This window comes from Micromonospora sp. NPDC047557, from assembly GCF_043205095.1.
Taxonomy (GTDB): domain Bacteria; phylum Actinomycetota; class Actinomycetes; order Mycobacteriales; family Micromonosporaceae; genus Micromonospora.
The window spans coordinates 17,468-33,207 of the sequence record NZ_JBIDDK010000009.1 but is presented as its reverse complement, the minus strand read 5'-3'; the positions used below and the strand labels follow the sequence as shown (position 1 = coordinate 33,207).

The window sequence follows — 15,740 nt, the reverse complement described above, 5'->3', positions numbered from 1 at the left end:
GACCTACGCGCCGTCGCGCGTCGACTTCGTTCGTGCCTCGAGAGCGGTGATAACGCCGATCATGTCGATCGCGCCCTGGCCGTTGTCGACCGCCTCCTGATACAGCTCCCGGCTCGCCCGGATGAGGGGATGCGCCGTGCCCGTGGCGACCGCGGCGTCTTCGATGAGGCGGGCGTTCTTGAGGACGTCGGCGATCGCCGCCTGGGGGGCGAGATCACCTTCGGTGAGCTTCAGAGCCTTACCCCGGGAGACGACGGAGGACATCGGCCCGGATTCGAGTACGGCCCGCAGCACCCCCGTGTCCGCGCCGGTCTGCGCCGCGAAATGGAACGTCTCGGCCAGGCCCGTCACCATGGTGATCAGGAACGTGTTGACGGCGAGCTTCATCGACAGTGCCGCCGGCACCGCGCCACAACGGAAGCGCTGCGCGCACATCGCGTCGATGAGCGGCTCGACATGCTCGATCGCTTCGTCGTTGCCGGCGAGCATGGCCACGAGCGTTCCCTCCGTGGCGGGTCCGCGAGACCCCGACACCGGAGCCTCGACGTACCGTCCGCCGGATTCGCTGACCTCCACGGCGAGCGCCTCTGAGTACGCGGTCGTGAAGGTGCCCATCTGGACGACCGTGTGTCCGCGTACGCGGCGGATGAACTCGTCAGTCCCCCGCCCGAGCACGGCGTCGACGGCCGCCTCGTCGCGCAGCATCAGGATGACCGTCTCAGCCGCGTCGAACACTCCCGGGAGGTCGTCGGCCGCGCGCGCTCCGGCGGCGACGAGTTCCGCGACGGGCCCGGGCGTACGTGCCCAGACGACCACGTCGACGCCCGCGTTGACGAGGTTCGTCGCCATGGGCACGCCCATGATGCCGAGCCCGATGAATCCCGCCGTACGAGCACTCATCCCGGCTCCCTGCTTCCCGTCGTCGTCCGATCTGGTGTGCCGAGCATGACGGTGAGGCCTTCCTCGGCCGCCAGCACAGGCCCGTCGAACTCCAGCTGTGCGGCGGCCACTGCGGCTGCCCGGTCGTTGCCCGGCCAGAAGTGGGTGAGCAGCAGTCGGCGGGCCCCCGCCCGGCGAGCCCACTGACCGGCCTCGGTGGAGGTCATCAGATGGCGGGTGGGTCGGTCGGTCTCGCCGTCGCGGTCGGTGGCCTCGACGATGAACAGATCGGCGTCGCGGCCGAGCTCGGCCAGCACGGGGGTCGGGCCGGTATCCCCGGAGTAGGCCACCGCTGTCCCGTCGGCCTCGATCCGAATGCCCGTGTTGGGCACGTGGTGCGGGAGGGACAGTCCGGTCAGGTCGAAGGGTCCCACCCGGTAGGTGCCGGGCAGCGGATGCAGGTCGAAGACCGCGTGCAGGTCGACGTCCGGCTCCAGGGCACTGATTCGGTCGAGCACACCCGGCGGGCAGTACAACGCCAGCCGTGGTTCAGCAGAGGATCCGTAGAACCGCATCCGAAACAGCCCGTGCAGGTCGACGCAGTGATCGGGATGCTCATGGGTGATGACGACAGCGTCGACCGCACCGTCTGGCCAGTGCCCGAGCAGCCGCGGCAGCGTGGCGTAGCCCAGGTCGAGCACCAGGCGGTAGCCGTCCCAGTCCACCGCGAAACCGCTACAGGCACGGCCCGGCTCGGGGAAGGCGCCAGAGGAGCCCAGCACGGTGACCCGTCGCATCCGCACAGAGTGCCAGACCGCCAGCCACCTGTCCGGCCTGCGCGTTCGAGCGTGCAGTGGCCGACCCCAACCTCAAGCTAGGCGACTCGGACGGCCGTGGCCGCGCCGGCGGGGCAGATGACAAGCAGGCAGCTCTCGACCCGTACGTCGTCGATGACCGGGCCGAAGGCATCCGGCGTGGTGCTGGCGAACTGCAGGACCGTGGTGGCGGACAGGACGTTGGTGAAATAGACAGTTCTGCGCACGTACCCCATGGCCGATGGCGTGTGGCCGGTGGTGTCGAAGGAGAAACTGTCGATGACCTGGCCGTTGGCCGTGACCTTGCCCGTCGCGATGAGGGGACCGTTGTCGGGGTTGCCGGCGAGGGCGTAGCTCACTCGATAGGTGGTGAGCAGCTTCGTGGGCAGCGTATGAGCGACCGCGCCCGGGCTGAACCCGTTGAGGTCGAGTGACTGGTCACCTTCCGCGGCCTGCCAGTCGCGGGTCAGACCGACGGTGCCGGTGGTGACGGTCCACGGGCCGAACTGCTGGCCGGCGGCATACTCCGTGAAGTCGCCAGCGATCTCCGGATTCTCAAAACCGTCGGCGAAGACGAAGGCGGCCGCGGCCGGACTCGCCGTGAGGGCGGTCAGCAGGGCTGACAGGCCCGCCGCCAGCGCCACTCCGATTGTCGTACGACGGGCACGCGGACGTGTCGTTGCCATGCTTGTCCTTCCGACGCGGAGACCGGCCGGGGCGGTGCCGGGACTTTCTGGCGGATCGACCACCGGCGGTGAATAAATCGATGCCTGTCAGTGACATTACGGTGATGCCGCAAAGGCTGGCAAGGTCGTTCATTTCCTGACAGTCGACCAAAATCTGACACCGATTGAGCAGCGGAGGGGCCTTGACATCCGCATGCCCCAGCGCCCTTGCCGTCCGACTTCCGGCGTCCGTCGAATGACCGGGCGACGGGACCCTGAGCAGTCATTGGCCCTGACGATGTTCGCCTCGTGCGCCGTGTTCGCCCTCTCCGGCGTCGACACGGCGCCCTGGCAGGCCGCCGCTGTCCTGCTCCTGGCCGCCGGTCTGCAGGTCGTCGGCGAGATGATGCAGGCATCGGGCTCCTGGGAGATCAGCTTTGGACTGGCACCCGCCGGGCGTCAGGGCCAGTACCAGGGCTTCTTCGGTGCCGGCACTGCGGTTGCACGCGTGCTGGGCCCACTCCTCCGCACCACTCTGATCGTCACCTGGGGCACACCCGGCTGGTTTCTGCTGGGCGCGATCTTCGTCGCCGCGGATCTCGCGCCGTCTATCGGCCCGCAGCCTCGGTAGCTGTTGGTCACTCAGCTAGGTCACGCCGTCGTCCATCTTGTTGAGCATCACATCGAGGTCACCAGATCGGAGCATCTCTTCCAGGGCCGCCACCATCGCCTCGACACCGGGCCTTGGCACGATGACCACGTCGGAGCACCAGAAGTAACGGCCGCCACCAACCTCGCCGGTCCTAGCCCACCGTTGCAGGGTACGGCCGATCTCATCAGTCGTCATGAATGTGGCGTAACGAAGGGTGCCGTCAGCAAGCTGGAGCTGCGCATCGATATTGTCGACAGTCTCAGGCTCGTCGTCCTGGCCGGCCAGGAAACGAACACGAGCGCCCTCGACCATGCGGTCCCATCCTGCTGCCTGATTCACCGAAACATCATCGCAGCCGCGGACGCTCAGGTTCGGCACCGTCTCGTTCCGGGCCGCCGCTTCCGCAAGCCCTCATCAACGTTGACGACTCTTGGACAACTGCATCGAGCGTGCGGTGGCGCGGGCCGCGGTGTCGATGAGGTCTGCGACCGCGTCGGGTTGCGAGACGGCCACCGCGTGGGACGCGGCGATCTCCACCGTCGTGGACCCCGCTCGGTCGGCCAGGAAGCGTTGCAGGTCTGCCGGAATGCCCCGGTCCTGAGTGGTGATCAGCGCCCAGGAGGGGATCGACTTCCAGGCGGCCTTGGTCACGCCCTCCTCCTGCGCGCCCGCCGAGGGGGGCCGCTGCGCTGCCGCCATGATCTCGGCGACGCTGAGGTCAACGTCGGCGGCGAACACCTCGGGGAACTTTTCCTGCACGATGTACTGATCCATGGTCATGCCGCCGTCGTCGGAGGGGATCGGCACCATGTTGATGCTGGTGGCGAGCTGACTTCCGGGGAATTTGCTGAGCAGACCAATCACACTCTCGCCCACGTCCGGGCTCACGCTGGCGACGTACACCAGGGCCTTGACGTTGGGGGCGCCGGCCGCGGCCTCGGTCATGACCAGCCCGCCGTAGGAATGCGCGGCCATCACGACAGGTCCGGGCAGGCTGTCCAGCAGAGCCCGTACGTAAGCGGCGTCCTTCTGCACACCGCGCAGCGGGTTGGCGACGGCGATGACCGGGTAACCCCGACGTTTGAGATTGGCGATCACTCCATTCCAACTCGAACAGCCGGCGAATGCCCCGTGGACCAGCACCACTGTCGGCATTTCTGTTTCCTGGGCCGACCTGTCAGAAGCATCGCTCATCTGGAGTCCTTCGAGAGGCCTCACCGCCCACCGCCTGCGATACGCAGACCGGGTCGACAAGGACGGTCAACGGAGCATTTCCCCGGCAATACGCATCAGCCCGCGATCCCGGCTCCGGCTTGCCGCACCCAGAATCCCGCATCGACAAGGCCGCCGTCAGTGGGATCGACGAACGGAGCGCCTCGTCCAATATCGCAGGCACAGATCAGACCGAACGTTCTATCGCTAAGATGGTGGGATGACGCGCGACGAACCCGATGCCCGGCCCTCTGAGGCACGACTCAGGCTCCTCCGCACGGCGATCAGAATCTTCTACGCGGAAGGCATTCACTCCGTCGGCGTCGACCGGATCATCGCCGAGGCGAAGGTGACCAGGGCCACGTTCTACCGGCACTTCCCCAGCAAGGACGACCTCATCCTGGCCTACCTACGTGAGGTGCATCAGCTGGAGCGCGGCATGGTCGACGAGGCCGTCGCCGCCAACCGATCGCCGGTCGATCCACTCCTGGCCATCGCGGGTTCCATCGCTCAGAACATCCAGTCCCCCGGGTTCCGCGGGTGCGCGTTCCTGAACGCCGCAGCGGAGTACCCCGACACGAACCATCCCGTGCACCAAGAACTCACGGCCCACCGGCAATGGTTCCTGGACACCATCACCATGCTCATGGCACAGGTCCACGAAGAAACGGCGGATCCCGCGGCACGCCACTTCGTCATGCTCCGGGACGGCGCCATGGCAGCCGGATGCCTTTCCGACCCCACGTTGGTGTCCGAGACCTTCCTGCGCGGTGTCGAAGGACTCCTCAGGATCAACTCGGAGCGTCAGTCGGCAGAGTCGGCCCGTTAGTCCTCGCGCGACCGTTGCCGCACGACGTCGAGCTGGGCCACCCCCGGGTGAGGGGATGACCCAGCTTGGCGAGCACGGCCGAACGGCTCGGGTCAGCGGCCGTACGCCTCGAGCAGACGTAGCCAGACCTCGCTGACGGTCGGGTACGCGGGAACGGCGTGCCACAGCCGCTCCAGGGGGACCTCACCGACGACGGCGATCGTCGCGGCATGAAGCAGTTCCGCGACGTCCGGGCCGACGAGGGTGAAGCCGACGATGACCCGCCGGTCCTCGTCCACGACCATCCGGGCATGCCCCTGGTAGCCGTCGGCATGCAGCGCGGACCCGGCGACGGCGGCCAGGTCGTAGTCGACGACCCGGGTCCGCAGCCCGGCGGCCTCGGCGGCGGCTGCGGTCAGCCCCACCGACGCGACCTCCGGGTCGGTAAAGACGACCTGCGGCACGGCGCGCGCGTCGGCGGTGGCGACGTGCCGACCCCACGGGCGTTCGTCTGGCGCTTCGCCCCTGGCCCGCGCCACGATCACGTCGCCCACCGCTCGAGCCTGGTACTTGCCCTGGTGGGTCAGGAGCACCCGCCGGTTGACGTCCCCGGCCGCGTACAGCCATCCGTCGCCGATCAACGCGCCGGCACCGTCGACCACTCGCAGGGTGTCGTCGACCGTGAGCCAGGCGCCCGGCTTCAGGCCGATCCGGTCGAGGCCGACGTCGTGCGTGTTCGGCGTACGGCCGATCGCAACGAGGATTTCGTCGGCCTCGACCTGGTCGCCGTCGGTGAGGGTGATGTGCACCGTGCCGTCGGCGTCGCGGCTCACCGAGGTGGCCTCGGCACCGAGTTGGACGGACACGCCGGCTTCTCGCAGGGACTGCGTGACCCGCTCGCCGACGAACGGCTCCGCCAGCGTGAGCACTCCGTCCCGCGCGAGGACCGTCACCGACGATCCGAGGCCGGCGTACGCCGTCGCCATCTCCGCGGCCACCACGCCACCACCGATGATGGCCAGCCGGCCGGGAACCTCGCTCGCGGCGGCGGCCTCACGGCTGGTCCACGGCGCCGCCTCATGCAGACCGGCGATGTCCGGCACCAGCGCGCTACTTCCGGTCGCGATGACGACCGCGTGTCGGGCGGTGAGCGAGGTCGGGGCGCCGTCCGCGCTGGTCACCTCGACGCTCCGGTCGGAGCTGATCCGCCCCTGGCCCCGATACAGCGCGATCCCCGCCGAGTTCAGCCAGGACACCTGGCCGTCGTCCTTCCAGTGCGAGGCGAAGGAGTCCCGGCGGCGCAGCACGGCCGCCGCGTCCAGATCGCCGGTCACCGCCTCGCGCGCTCCGGGCAGCTGACGAGCCGCCCGGAGCGCCGTCTGGCTGCGCAGCAACGCCTTGGTCGGCATGCAGGCCCAGTACGAGCACTCACCACCCACCAGTTCCCGCTCGACGATCGCGGCGGTCAGGCCGCCCCGCACGACGCGGTCGGCGACGTTCTCCCCCACCGGCCCCGCGCCGATGACAATGACGTCGTACGTGGCGTTCTGCACGTCAGCTCCCCTTCGCGGCGCGGCCGAGGCGGATGGCTGCGATGAGGAAGAAGATAGCGCCGGGGATGGCGTAGCCGATCGCGTTGGTCAGCGCCGGGTTGTCCGCGGAGGCAGCCGCGAAGAACGATCCACCGGCAATGACGGAGATGCCACCGCTAATGATCATCGGCCACTGGCCACCCATCTTGCGGCGGGTGACGCCCACGATCAGCTGAACCAGCCCGGCCACGACCGCCCAGGCGCCCCAGACGCGCAGGACCGCCGGGATGCCGGACGCGCCGGCGATGCCCAGGCCCACCGCGGCGAGCAGGCTGATCGCGACGTTCACGTACAGCAGGGTGGGCGATCCGGTGGCCCGCGATGCGCGGACATCGACGATGGCGGCGGCCACGTCGAACAGCGGGTAGAGCACGAGCAGCGCGACGGTGAGGGGGTTGAGGTGCTGGGCGAGTGGAAACGTCACGGCAGCCCAGACGATTGCGAAGGCGAAGCGACCGAAATACAACCGCCGCAAGGCAGCGGCCGTCGTCGAGATGCCGGGATCGGCAAGGGTGGTCATGGTCATCCTCTCGGTGATTCCGGAGCGGAGGGACGCCCAGCGGGTGCGGGCCACCGCCGGGACGGGACGGCGGTGCTACTCGATGTTGGAGAACAGCCCCGTGATCTCCACCTGAGCGCCCTGGAGCCCACCGAAGACGGCGCCGGCAGCGGGCGTCGCGACCGCGGCGGAGGCGTCCTCGTAGCTGGCGAAGTACAGGTCGAGCGTCCGGTACGCGGGAGTAGGCGTGCCGTCTTCCTTCGGCCACACCTTGGCCGACTCGACCCGCTGAACCTTCGGGAATGTCTCCGCGGCCCGGCGCACGTCGGCGTAGACCTTCTCGAACTCGGCAGGGTCGGCGGGATTACCGATAACGAGGGTGATCTTGGTAGGCATGGCGCTCTCCTTCAGGACAGCCGCGCACCCGACTGCGCCGGGTGGAACGAACGTTCTGTCCCTGAGAACCGTACCGACCGACACTTCTGCCGTCAAGACCGACCGTTCTATCTGGGCACATTGATCGAGCGGGGCTCGCCACTACCCGTCACAGCAGCGCCGGTGCGACATCCGCGCCCGGTGCGTGCCTCGCCGGGCGATTACCCGGCGACACGGGTCATCGCGGCGATCGACCGCCTTGCCTCCGCTTCGGCCGTGGCGGTGTTGGACACGGAGATCGCGTCAGCCGCCGTCCTCGCCACGTGGTTCCGCCCGCGCAGCAGGTGCGCAGGACCGCCGCGTCACGCCTCGGAGTCGCGATCTCCGGACGTCTCCCGTCCGATCGGCGAGGTGGGAACCTCCAGCGGCTGCCCCCGGCTCCGCAGCGCGTCGAGTAGCGCGACCAGGGCCAGCACTCCCGCCACCACGCTCAGCCCGGCCATCGGCGTCCAACGGGCCAACGCCGGCGTGAACAGCAGCAGGGCCACCAATCCGATCATGGGGGGTCGGGAAACCCGGCCGAAGATCTCGTACTCCAGCCGCATACGGGCGACGAGGAAGAGCATCGGACCGCCCACCACGAACAGCAGCCAACTGGGCCGCGGCTGCCCGAACGGATGATCAATCACCAGCTCGTAGCCGACCCCCGTGACGAGCACGCTGAGCACGATCAGCAGATGCGTCCGTTCCGACACCGCGCCCAGCCGGCCGGGCATGGCCGCCCGGTCCAGCGCATCGGTCAGCAGCAGACCGGCGCAGTGGAAGTAGATCCGCCAGAGCAGCGCGCTGGTGGCGAACGCGACCGCGAAGGCGGCTGCCCGCCCGGTGGAATAGTCCGTCCCGTCAAAGACGACGCCGATGACCAGAATCGACTCACCGAGTGCGATGAGAAACATCTGCTGGTAACGGTCGGCAAGATGCGTACCCGCGATCCGCCAGCGGCCCACCCTCGATGCGCCGAGCCACGGCAGCGGCCAGCCCAGGGCCCAGGCGAGGTAGTCGACGGCGAGTGCGACAGCCCACAGCGGCAGGCGGAGTCGGTCCGGGCCCAGCGCGCCGACCAGCCACAGCGGCGCGCTTGCCGAGGCCCACACGGCAAGTCGGATCGGCACCAGTCGTCGCGGGTGGCCACGCAGCGCGGCGGCGATCACCAGTGGCCGCACCACCATCACCATCAGGTACGCGGCCGTGAACGGCAGCGCTCGCTCCTCCATGGCGCGTGGCAACGTCACCGCCATGATCAGGCCGGCGAACATGGTGCCGACCACGACGGCTTGAATGATCGGTTGCTCTGGCTCGTAGCGACTGGTGATCCAGGCGGTGTGCGACCAGATCAGCCAGAGCGCCAGAAAGAGCAGGAGGGTACGTCCGAACCCGGTGACGAGCGCCCAGCCAGTGTCATCGCTCAAGCTGGCGAATCGTTGCGAGACCCTGGTGAGGGCCACGACGAAGGCCAGATCGAAGAACAGCTCCAGGAAGGTGGCACGGCCCGAACTGGTGGGAGGGCGCAGCAGCTCGGCACCCCGACCCGCCGCCATCGTCCGCCTCCGTCCGCCCCGTGTCACCAACGAGCCGGTCGCCAGAGGAGTTGCGTCCGCCCTCATCGCGCCGCAACGATGCCTGGCGCGCGCAGGAGTCGTTCGGAAAGGTGAAATCGCTGGCGTTGGCGGGGTCGCCCCGGTCAGTCGATGCCTTCGATGATGCGAAAATCTCGCTCGACGCCGTCGGAGAGGGCGACCAGCGCCTCCTGGTAGGCCTCGCTCTCGTGTGCCGCGACGGCCTGTTCGAAGCTGTCGAACTCGACCAGGACAGTGCGCTCGGCGATTCCGGCGTCGTGTGCGACGACTCGGCCGCCGCGGGCGAGGGTCCGCCCGCCCCCGGCCTGGACGGCTGCAGCGGCCAGCTTGTTGTAGGCAGCCAGCTTCTCAGGGTCTGAAATGGTGCGGTAGGCACTGACCCAGTAGCCCTTGGCCACGGAACCTCCAGTGTTCTTTCCACGATCGGCCGACGCGCTTGGCCCGTTTCGAGAGACAGGGGCGCTGCGGTGTCAGGCTACCCGCCGGGCCGGTACCGAGTGGGTCGCGGTGGCTACGCAGGCCGCTGGCTGAGGCAGCCCAGGCTGCGGCCGAAGGCGTAGGTGCCGTAAAACTCCTGCGAGATCAGACGACCCTCGGACTGTCAATGAACGGATCGAGATTGATTGCCGCCACACGCGAACCGGAACTGCAAGGTATTGAGATTCCCCTCTCTGCCGGCGGATTTCCTGGCCGATGAGGGAAACACAAACCTATGCTTGCCGCCGACCGCACTGCGGCTCATTCGGGGCCGAGGCACACCCATACAAGGACTTGCGAATGCGCCGGAAGTCTGCTCTGCACAACGGCACTGCTGGCGTCAGCGAATCACCGACCTCTACCGCGGAGGGCGTCGCGCGCCGATCCGCGATCGCCGAGGAACAGGCGTTTCTCGACGTGGCCACGGCCCGGCGCGACAAGCTTGTCGACCAGCTACAGGTCGAGCTTTCGTCGGAGGCGCTGGACGCATTGGCGCTGGCCCGGCAGCGCATGCTCCGCCAGCAGTACGACGAGTTCCAGCGAGCAGAGGAAGGGCTGGTCTTCGGCCGCCTCGACGGTCTTGATGGCACCGTACGCCACGTCGGCCGTGTCGGCCTCCGCGACGACGGCGAGGGCAGTGAGCCATTGCTGGTGGACTGGCGCGCTCCCGCAGCTCGGCCGTTCTACACCGCGACGGCTGTCGACCCACAGGGTCAGGCACGGCGCCGACACATCCGTACCACGGGATCGGCCGTCGTCGGCGTGGACGACGAGCCTCTGGACGGGACCACAACGGCGGAACTCGTCGGCGAAGGCGCTCTCCTGGCCGCCCTCGACCAGCGGCGCACCGGTCGCATGTCGACGGCGATCTCCACGCTGCAACGCGAACAGGACGACATCATCCGGGCGGAGGCGACCGGCCCACTGATCGTTCAGGGCGGTCCCGGCACCGGCAAGACCGTTGTTGCCCTGCACCGCGTCGCGTACCTGCTGTTCACCCACCGCAAGATGGCCGACCAGGCGGTCCTGGTTCTGGGCCCCTCGCCGAGGTTCCTCCAGTACATCGCCCAGGTGCTACCCGCGCTCGGTGAGACCGCCGTCGTCTCGGCGACCTGCGACACCCTACTGACCGACGTTCAGGTGGGCCGCGACGAGAGCCGGCCTCTCGCCGAGATCAAGGGCCGCGCCCTCTGGCGGCCCGCGCTCGAAAACTACGTCACGTCGCTACTTCCCCGGCCCCGCGAGCTGAAGCTGCGCTGGGAGGGCGAGTTCTACGTCATCGCCGCCACAACTGTGGCGCACGCGCTCGCCTCGGCGGTGCAGGGACGCCCCTACCACCGCGCCCGCGCGGCGTTCGCCGAGCAGGTGCACCACCTCCTCGCCGACGTCGTCGCCGAGCAGCGCGAGGCGCTGATGGACGAGATGGAGGAGGGCTTCGAGGACATCCTCGCCCGCGTCGACAGGGACATGGGGCATGACGACCACCCCGCCCGGACGTCCACCGGCAGCGACATCGACGGGACGCTCTCCGAGGAGGAGATCGAACAGTTGCGATGTCGTATTGCCGAGAACGCCACCATCGCCCGGTTCATCGAGGCATGGTGGCCCACCCTCGACCCCGAAACCCTGCTGGGTGATCTCCTGACCGACCGCACCCTGCTGGCCCGGTTCGCCCCGCAGCTGTCCCCCGAGGAGATCACCGCCGTCGCGGCCGAGCCCGCCGGATGGGCATCAAGCGACATTCCCCTGCTCGACACCATTGCCGACCTGCTCGGCGAGGTCGACGCCCCGCAACCACAGGGCGAATTCGTCGCCGACCGCGCTCGCCGGCAGCGTGGCTGGGTGTACGGCCACGTCGTCATCGACGAGGCGCAGGAGCTGTCCGAGATGCAGTGGCAGATGGTTCTGCGGCGCTGTCCCAGTCGCTCCATCACCGCCGTCGGTGACATCGACCAGGCGGAGGCAGCCCACCGGCACACCAGTTGGGCACAAGCGGTGCGGTCCGTTTTCGGAGACCGCTGGACCGCCGCGGAACTCACCATCTGCTACCGGACCCCGCGCGAGGTCATGGAGCTCACCGAACCGGTCTTGAAGAAGGCTGGCAGCCACAACACGCCGCCACGGGCGGTTCGCTCCTCCGGCATCGCCCCCTGGCAGCTCACGATCGCACCCGCTGATCTCGCTGGTGCTGCCGCCGAAGCAGTGCGGCAGCTGCAGCAGCGGTGGCACGGCGGCACTGTCGGCGTCATCGCCCCCGCCGACCGCATCGTCGAACTCCTGACCGTGCTGAGTGGTGTGCCAGTGCTCACCGCGACCCAGTCCAAGGGATTGGAATGGGACGCGACGCTCCTCATCGACCCGCAAGGCATCGCCGCTGAGCCGCGCGGTTGGAACGGCCTCTACGTCGCGCTCACCCGATGCACCCAGGAACTCGGACAGCTGATCCTCACGCAGTAGTCGCCACCTCTACTGCAGGGGCTGTCCGCGTCCGGCGTACGTCAGCGGTGGGGCCGGAGCCGAGCCGGCCCAGGCGAACGAATCCGTTGACACCATCATCGGCACGTCAATACGCTTAACAGGTTCGTTAAGTGAAGGGAGGGGGTTTCGGATGGCTGGCACCGATCAGCTCAGCGCGGTGTTCTCGGCGCTCGCCGACCCGACTCGACGGGCAATCCTCGCCGAGCTGGCCGAACGCGACGCCACGGTCACCGATCTCACCGCTTCTTTCTCCATCTCGATGCCAGCGGTGTCCCGACACCTGAAGGTGCTCGAACGCGCCGCGCTCATCTCGCGATCGCGGTCGGGCAAGTGGCGCGAGAGCCGCCTCGAGGCTGCCCCGCTGCGCGAGGCGGCCGACTGGATCGAGCACTACCGGCGGTTCTGGGACTCGTCCCTCAGCCGCCTCGATGCCCACCTTGCCGCGGTGCAGGCCGCCGGACGGGCAACGGATCAGATGGCCGACGACACCCGGGAGCTCGAATGAACGCCGACACTCCGCAGCTCGTCATCTCTCGCGTGTTCGACGCGCCACGGGAGCTCGTCTACCGAGCCTTCATCGACCCGGACCACCTGGCGGCGTGGTGGGGCCCGATCGGCAACTCACTACCGCGCGACGAGATCGAGTTCGACGTACGCCCCGGCGGCTTTCAACGGTGGACGGAGGTCAATGCGGCCAAACCCGACCTTCGCGTGCACGTCCACGTCGATCTCACCGACGTCGCCGACGGCGAACTGCTCGAAGGCGTCATGCGCGTCAGTGGTCGGCTGCAGGAGGGCATCGAGCCGTTCGAGACGAGGTTGCGGATCGAGTTCCACGACGAATCCGACGGGCGGACGCGACTGGAGATCCGCCAGTGGCTGCCCGAGCACCTGACACAGCCCAGCGAGGAGGGGTGGCGCCAGGCGTTCACCAAGCTGGACGCCGCGTTGGCGAATCTCCAGGTCCTTGCAGCTGACCATTGAGGGGTAGAGGCATGGCGAAGCTGATCTACGTGAATAACGTATCGCTTGACGGCTACATCGAGGACGAACGCGGGGCGTTCAACTGGTTGCCGATGGACGATGAGCTATTCGTGCTCTACACCGACCTCCTGCGGTCCGTGGGCACGTTCCTCTACGGCCGACGCCTGTACGAATCGATGGCCCACTGGGAGACCAACCCCGCTCTGGCCGCGCAGTCTGACCTCACGGCCGACTTCGCGAGCGTCTGGAAGGCGGCGACCAAAGTTGTCTACTCGACGACCCTCGCCGCGGTGTCGACTGCCGACACCCGACTCGAACGCCGTTTCGACCCCGCCGCGGTACACGAGCTGAAGGCCACGGCCAGCAGCGATCTCACCGTAGGAGGTGCCAACCTCGCGGCGCAGGCTTTCACGGCCGGGCTGGTCGACGAGTGTCAGCTGTTCATCTGGCCCGTTGTCGTCGGCGGGGGCAAGCCAGGGCTGCCGACCGGCACACGCACCGACCTTGAGCTGATCGATGAGCGCCGATTCCGAAACGGCGTCGTGCACCTCCGCTACCGCCCTGTCGGACAGTGAACGACCGCCCCGTCCGATCGCCGGCGCTTGCATCCCAGGCGGAGCGCTGACGACTGGTTCGGCGGAGGGTTTCCACAGGCTCTGGCCTGTGGAAACCCGCTCGCTGGCGGGACGGCCGGCCTACCGCGGTACGGCACGGAACCACGCCTCCCGGTCGCTCGGGTCCGGTCCGCGCCGGGGCAAGGTCGGCGGGTCCTCGGCGGTGACCGGCGCGTAGTGGTCGAAGGTGGTGGTCAGGACAGCCTCCCCGCCGGTGAGGTCGGGAAGAGCGGCAACGACCTGCGGCACCCGGGAGGACGGCAGCGTGCCGCTCACCTCGAGGTAACCGCCGGCGACGGCGGTCTCGTGGACCACGCCGCCCCGCCTGCCGAGCAGCGCCAGCACCGTCTCCACCGTGTGCTGGGGAAGGTTGACGTCGAACCGCTCGATCGGCTGGCACACCCGGGTACCGGCTTGGCGCAACGCCGCGGCGACCACCACCGGGGCGAGGTTGCGGAAGTCCGCCGCCACGGTCGAGATGGACTTGTCGAACTTCTGATGCGGCCTGCTCTGTCGCGGGAGATACCGGGAAGCCGTCATGGTGACCACACAGTCGGTGACCGGCCAGCCGTGCGGACCCTGCCGCAGCGCGGCCCGCACGCCCTCCTCCGTGGCGGCGACGAATGCCGGTGGCAACCGGCCGGGTTCGACACCAGGACGGAAGTCGATGCCGTGCCCGACCGGGGCAGCCTCGATCCGTAATCCGAGCCCGGCCAGGTACGGGTTACCGCGCTCGCGCACCCGCTCCTCGAAGACTCCGGTGCCGACGACCCGCTCGATGCAGGCCGTCAGGGTGCCGGAGAAGCGCACCCGGACGCCGTACCGGTCCTCCAGGAGGGCGGCGAGCACCTCCTTCTGGACCTCCCCGTGCAGACGGATCACCGCCTCCGCCTGCTGCTCGTCGAGCCGCAGGTCCACCAGTGGGTCCTCGTCGGCCAGCTCGGCCAGGCCGGCGAACATCGCCAGGCGCTGCTCCGGATTCACCGGCTCGACGACCGCCTGCCGGGTGGGCGGCGGAAACCGATAGCCGTGCCGCCGAGGCGGGTCCCCGATGTGCTGGCCGATCCGGGCCGAGACGCCACGCACCGCGGCGATCTGACCGGCGGACACCGAGGGGCGCACCAGGACGCCTTCGGGCTCGATGACGGCGATCTGGGTCACCGTCTGTGGGCGGGCTCCGGCCAGCTGCACCCGATCTCGCACGCGCAGACGGCCGGACCACAATCGCAGCCAGGCCCGCCGGCCGTGGCCGTCCCGATCGACGGCGAAGACCGTGCCCGCCAGCGGACCGTCCCGCTGCTCGCCACGCGGCAACAGGTCGGCGAGGAGGTGGCACAGCTGCCGTACCCCTGCTCCGGTGATCGCCGAACCGCACGCCACCGGGGTGAGTTCGGCACGGCGCACCGCGTTCCGGATCGCACGGCGGACGTCGCGGATGCGTACCGGCTCGTCTGTCAGCCACCGCGCCGCCACCGCGTCGTCGACCTCCGCCGCCGCCTCCAGCACCGGTTCGGCGTCGAAGCCGACGGCCCGCACCCGGACGTCGCGCCCGCTCTGGCCGGTGACCGTGGTGAGCAGGACCGGACGCGCCCCGAGCCGCTGGCGTACCTGGGTCAGCACCCGGTCGACGTCGGCGCCGCGGCGGTCCACCTTGTTCAGGAAGACGACCGTCGGTACGCCGATGCGGCGCAGCGCCCGCCAGATGGCGACGGTCTGCGGCTGGACCCCCTCGACGCTCGACACCACGAGCACGGCGGCGTCGAGGACTGCCAGCGACCGCTCGACCTCCGCGATGAAATCCGGATGGCCGGGGGTGTCCAGCAGGTTGATGCTCAGATCACCGATGGTGATCGACGTGACGGCCGCCCGGATGGTGATGCCGCGCCGGCGCTCCAGCTCCATCGAGTCGGTCCGTGTCGTGCCGGCGTCGACGCTGCCCAACTGGGACACGGCGCCTGCCTCGTAGAGCAGGCGCTCGGTCAGGCTGGTCTTTCCGGCGTCAACATGAGCGACGATTCCAAGGTTCAACAAGGCCAAGGCAGAACTCCACGGT

The 15,740-nt window shown here is 68.8% G+C and carries 17 protein-coding genes; 6 read left to right on the top strand and 11 right to left on the bottom strand.

The annotated features are described in order from the left end of the window. Nucleotides 1-3: 3 nt before the first annotated feature. The 3 genes from ACGGAQ_RS21010 to ACGGAQ_RS21000 all read right to left on the bottom strand — a co-directional run bounded on the left by ACGGAQ_RS21010 (nucleotide 4) and on the right by ACGGAQ_RS21000 (nucleotide 2,380). A complete protein-coding gene (locus ACGGAQ_RS21010) occupies nucleotides 4-900 on the bottom strand; it encodes an NAD(P)-dependent oxidoreductase (protein WP_393051681.1) in 897 nt (298 codons plus the stop codon). Further along, a complete protein-coding gene (locus ACGGAQ_RS21005) occupies nucleotides 897-1,676 on the bottom strand; it encodes an MBL fold metallo-hydrolase (RefSeq protein WP_393051679.1) in 780 nt (259 codons plus the stop codon). The genes ACGGAQ_RS21010 and ACGGAQ_RS21005 overlap by 4 nt, the downstream gene beginning before the upstream one ends. 77 nt (nucleotides 1,677-1,753) lie before the next feature. Further along, nucleotides 1,754-2,380 (bottom strand): DUF642 domain-containing protein, encoded by a 627-nt coding sequence (locus ACGGAQ_RS21000; RefSeq protein ID WP_393051677.1) that lies wholly within the window; start codon nucleotides 2,378-2,380, stop codon nucleotides 1,754-1,756. Nucleotides 2,381-2,675: 295 nt separating this feature from the next. Here ACGGAQ_RS21000 and ACGGAQ_RS20995 point away from each other — a divergent pair, with 295 nt between their 5' ends. Beyond that, nucleotides 2,676-2,990, top strand: a complete 315-nt coding sequence (locus ACGGAQ_RS20995) for a hypothetical protein (protein WP_393051676.1) — start codon at nucleotides 2,676-2,678, stop codon at nucleotides 2,988-2,990. Nucleotides 2,991-3,005: 15 nt separating this feature from the next. Here ACGGAQ_RS20995 and ACGGAQ_RS20990 read toward each other — a convergent pair whose 3' ends face one another. Then, nucleotides 3,006-3,389 (bottom strand): hypothetical protein, encoded by a 384-nt coding sequence (locus ACGGAQ_RS20990; RefSeq protein ID WP_393051674.1) that lies wholly within the window; start codon nucleotides 3,387-3,389, stop codon nucleotides 3,006-3,008. Between the two features lie 36 nt (nucleotides 3,390-3,425). After that, nucleotides 3,426-4,166, bottom strand: coding sequence for an alpha/beta fold hydrolase (locus tag ACGGAQ_RS20985; RefSeq protein ID WP_393052044.1), 741 nt, complete (start codon nucleotides 4,164-4,166; stop codon nucleotides 3,426-3,428). A 277-nt stretch (nucleotides 4,167-4,443) separates the two neighbouring features. Here ACGGAQ_RS20985 and ACGGAQ_RS20980 point away from each other — a divergent pair, with 277 nt between their 5' ends. Then, nucleotides 4,444-5,052: a TetR/AcrR family transcriptional regulator gene (locus tag ACGGAQ_RS20980; RefSeq protein ID WP_393051673.1), complete on the top strand. Its 609-nt coding sequence runs from the start codon at nucleotides 4,444-4,446 to the stop codon at nucleotides 5,050-5,052. 92 nt (nucleotides 5,053-5,144) lie between these two features. Here the strand turns inward: ACGGAQ_RS20980 and ACGGAQ_RS20975 are convergent, their stop codons facing one another. From ACGGAQ_RS20975 to ACGGAQ_RS20955, 5 genes are all read right to left on the bottom strand, one after another. Continuing rightward, nucleotides 5,145-6,584 (bottom strand): dihydrolipoyl dehydrogenase family protein, encoded by a 1,440-nt coding sequence (locus ACGGAQ_RS20975; protein ID WP_393051671.1) that lies wholly within the window; start codon nucleotides 6,582-6,584, stop codon nucleotides 5,145-5,147. Between the two features lies 1 nt (nucleotide 6,585). After that, nucleotides 6,586-7,143 carry a hypothetical protein gene (locus tag ACGGAQ_RS20970; protein ID WP_393051669.1) on the bottom strand — a complete coding sequence of 186 codons (558 nt, stop codon included), beginning with the start codon at nucleotides 7,141-7,143 and terminating at the stop codon, nucleotides 6,586-6,588. A gap of 75 nt (nucleotides 7,144-7,218) precedes the next feature. Continuing rightward, the gene (locus tag ACGGAQ_RS20965) at nucleotides 7,219-7,518 is read right to left on the bottom strand and encodes a hypothetical protein (RefSeq protein ID WP_387183032.1); all 300 of its coding nucleotides are present in this window, start codon (nucleotides 7,516-7,518) and stop codon (nucleotides 7,219-7,221) included. Between the two features lie 341 nt (nucleotides 7,519-7,859). Next, nucleotides 7,860-9,095, bottom strand: a complete 1,236-nt coding sequence (locus ACGGAQ_RS20960; protein ID WP_393051667.1) for a low temperature requirement protein A — start codon at nucleotides 9,093-9,095, stop codon at nucleotides 7,860-7,862. Between the two features lie 143 nt (nucleotides 9,096-9,238). After that, nucleotides 9,239-9,532 carry a DUF1330 domain-containing protein gene (locus tag ACGGAQ_RS20955; protein WP_393051665.1) on the bottom strand — a complete coding sequence of 98 codons (294 nt, stop codon included), beginning with the start codon at nucleotides 9,530-9,532 and terminating at the stop codon, nucleotides 9,239-9,241. A gap of 295 nt (nucleotides 9,533-9,827) precedes the next feature. Between ACGGAQ_RS20955 and ACGGAQ_RS20950 the strand changes: the two genes are divergently transcribed. From ACGGAQ_RS20950 to ACGGAQ_RS20935, 4 genes are all read left to right on the top strand, one after another. Further along, on the top strand, nucleotides 9,828-12,068 hold the full coding sequence (locus ACGGAQ_RS20950; RefSeq protein WP_393051663.1) for a HelD family protein: 2,241 nt from the start codon (nucleotides 9,828-9,830) through the stop codon (nucleotides 12,066-12,068). A gap of 151 nt (nucleotides 12,069-12,219) precedes the next feature. Further along, nucleotides 12,220-12,594, top strand: coding sequence for an ArsR/SmtB family transcription factor (locus tag ACGGAQ_RS20945; protein WP_393051662.1), 375 nt, complete (start codon nucleotides 12,220-12,222; stop codon nucleotides 12,592-12,594). Beyond that, nucleotides 12,591-13,073, top strand: a complete 483-nt coding sequence (locus ACGGAQ_RS20940) for an SRPBCC domain-containing protein (protein WP_393051661.1) — start codon at nucleotides 12,591-12,593, stop codon at nucleotides 13,071-13,073. The genes ACGGAQ_RS20945 and ACGGAQ_RS20940 overlap by 4 nt, the downstream gene beginning before the upstream one ends. Nucleotides 13,074-13,084: 11 nt before the next feature. Then, entirely contained in the window at nucleotides 13,085-13,648 is a 564-nt protein-coding gene (locus tag ACGGAQ_RS20935; protein ID WP_393051659.1) for a dihydrofolate reductase family protein, read from the top strand. Between the two features lie 120 nt (nucleotides 13,649-13,768). Here ACGGAQ_RS20935 and ACGGAQ_RS20930 read toward each other — a convergent pair whose 3' ends face one another. Beyond that, nucleotides 13,769-15,724, bottom strand: a complete 1,956-nt coding sequence (locus ACGGAQ_RS20930) for a GTP-binding protein (protein WP_393051657.1) — start codon at nucleotides 15,722-15,724, stop codon at nucleotides 13,769-13,771. Nucleotides 15,725-15,740 lie beyond the last annotated feature (16 nt).

Excerpts from the sequence above, each read along its gene's own strand:
- ACGGAQ_RS21010 (WP_393051681.1), bottom strand. The coding sequence starts at position 900 with ATGAGTGCTCGTACGGCGGGATTCATCGGGCTCGGCATCATGGGCGTG.
- ACGGAQ_RS20940 (WP_393051661.1), top strand. The coding sequence starts at position 12,591 with ATGAACGCCGACACTCCGCAGCTCGTCATCTCTCGCGTGTTCGACGCG.
- ACGGAQ_RS21005 (WP_393051679.1), bottom strand. The coding sequence starts at position 1,676 with ATGCGACGGGTCACCGTGCTGGGCTCCTCTGGCGCCTTCCCCGAGCCG.
- ACGGAQ_RS20935 (WP_393051659.1), top strand. The coding sequence starts at position 13,085 with ATGGCGAAGCTGATCTACGTGAATAACGTATCGCTTGACGGCTACATC.
- ACGGAQ_RS20945 (WP_393051662.1), top strand. The coding sequence starts at position 12,220 with ATGGCTGGCACCGATCAGCTCAGCGCGGTGTTCTCGGCGCTCGCCGAC.
- ACGGAQ_RS20965 (WP_387183032.1), bottom strand. The coding sequence starts at position 7,518 with ATGCCTACCAAGATCACCCTCGTTATCGGTAATCCCGCCGACCCTGCC.
- ACGGAQ_RS20950 (WP_393051663.1), top strand. The coding sequence starts at position 9,828 with ATGAGGGAAACACAAACCTATGCTTGCCGCCGACCGCACTGCGGCTCA.
- ACGGAQ_RS20980 (WP_393051673.1), top strand. The coding sequence starts at position 4,444 with ATGACGCGCGACGAACCCGATGCCCGGCCCTCTGAGGCACGACTCAGG.
- ACGGAQ_RS21000 (WP_393051677.1), bottom strand. The coding sequence starts at position 2,380 with ATGGCAACGACACGTCCGCGTGCCCGTCGTACGACAATCGGAGTGGCG.
- ACGGAQ_RS20970 (WP_393051669.1), bottom strand. The coding sequence starts at position 7,143 with ATGACCACCCTTGCCGATCCCGGCATCTCGACGACGGCCGCTGCCTTG.
- ACGGAQ_RS20960 (WP_393051667.1), bottom strand. The coding sequence starts at position 9,095 with ATGGCGGCGGGTCGGGGTGCCGAGCTGCTGCGCCCTCCCACCAGTTCG.
- ACGGAQ_RS20985 (WP_393052044.1), bottom strand. The coding sequence starts at position 4,166 with ATGCCGACAGTGGTGCTGGTCCACGGGGCATTCGCCGGCTGTTCGAGT.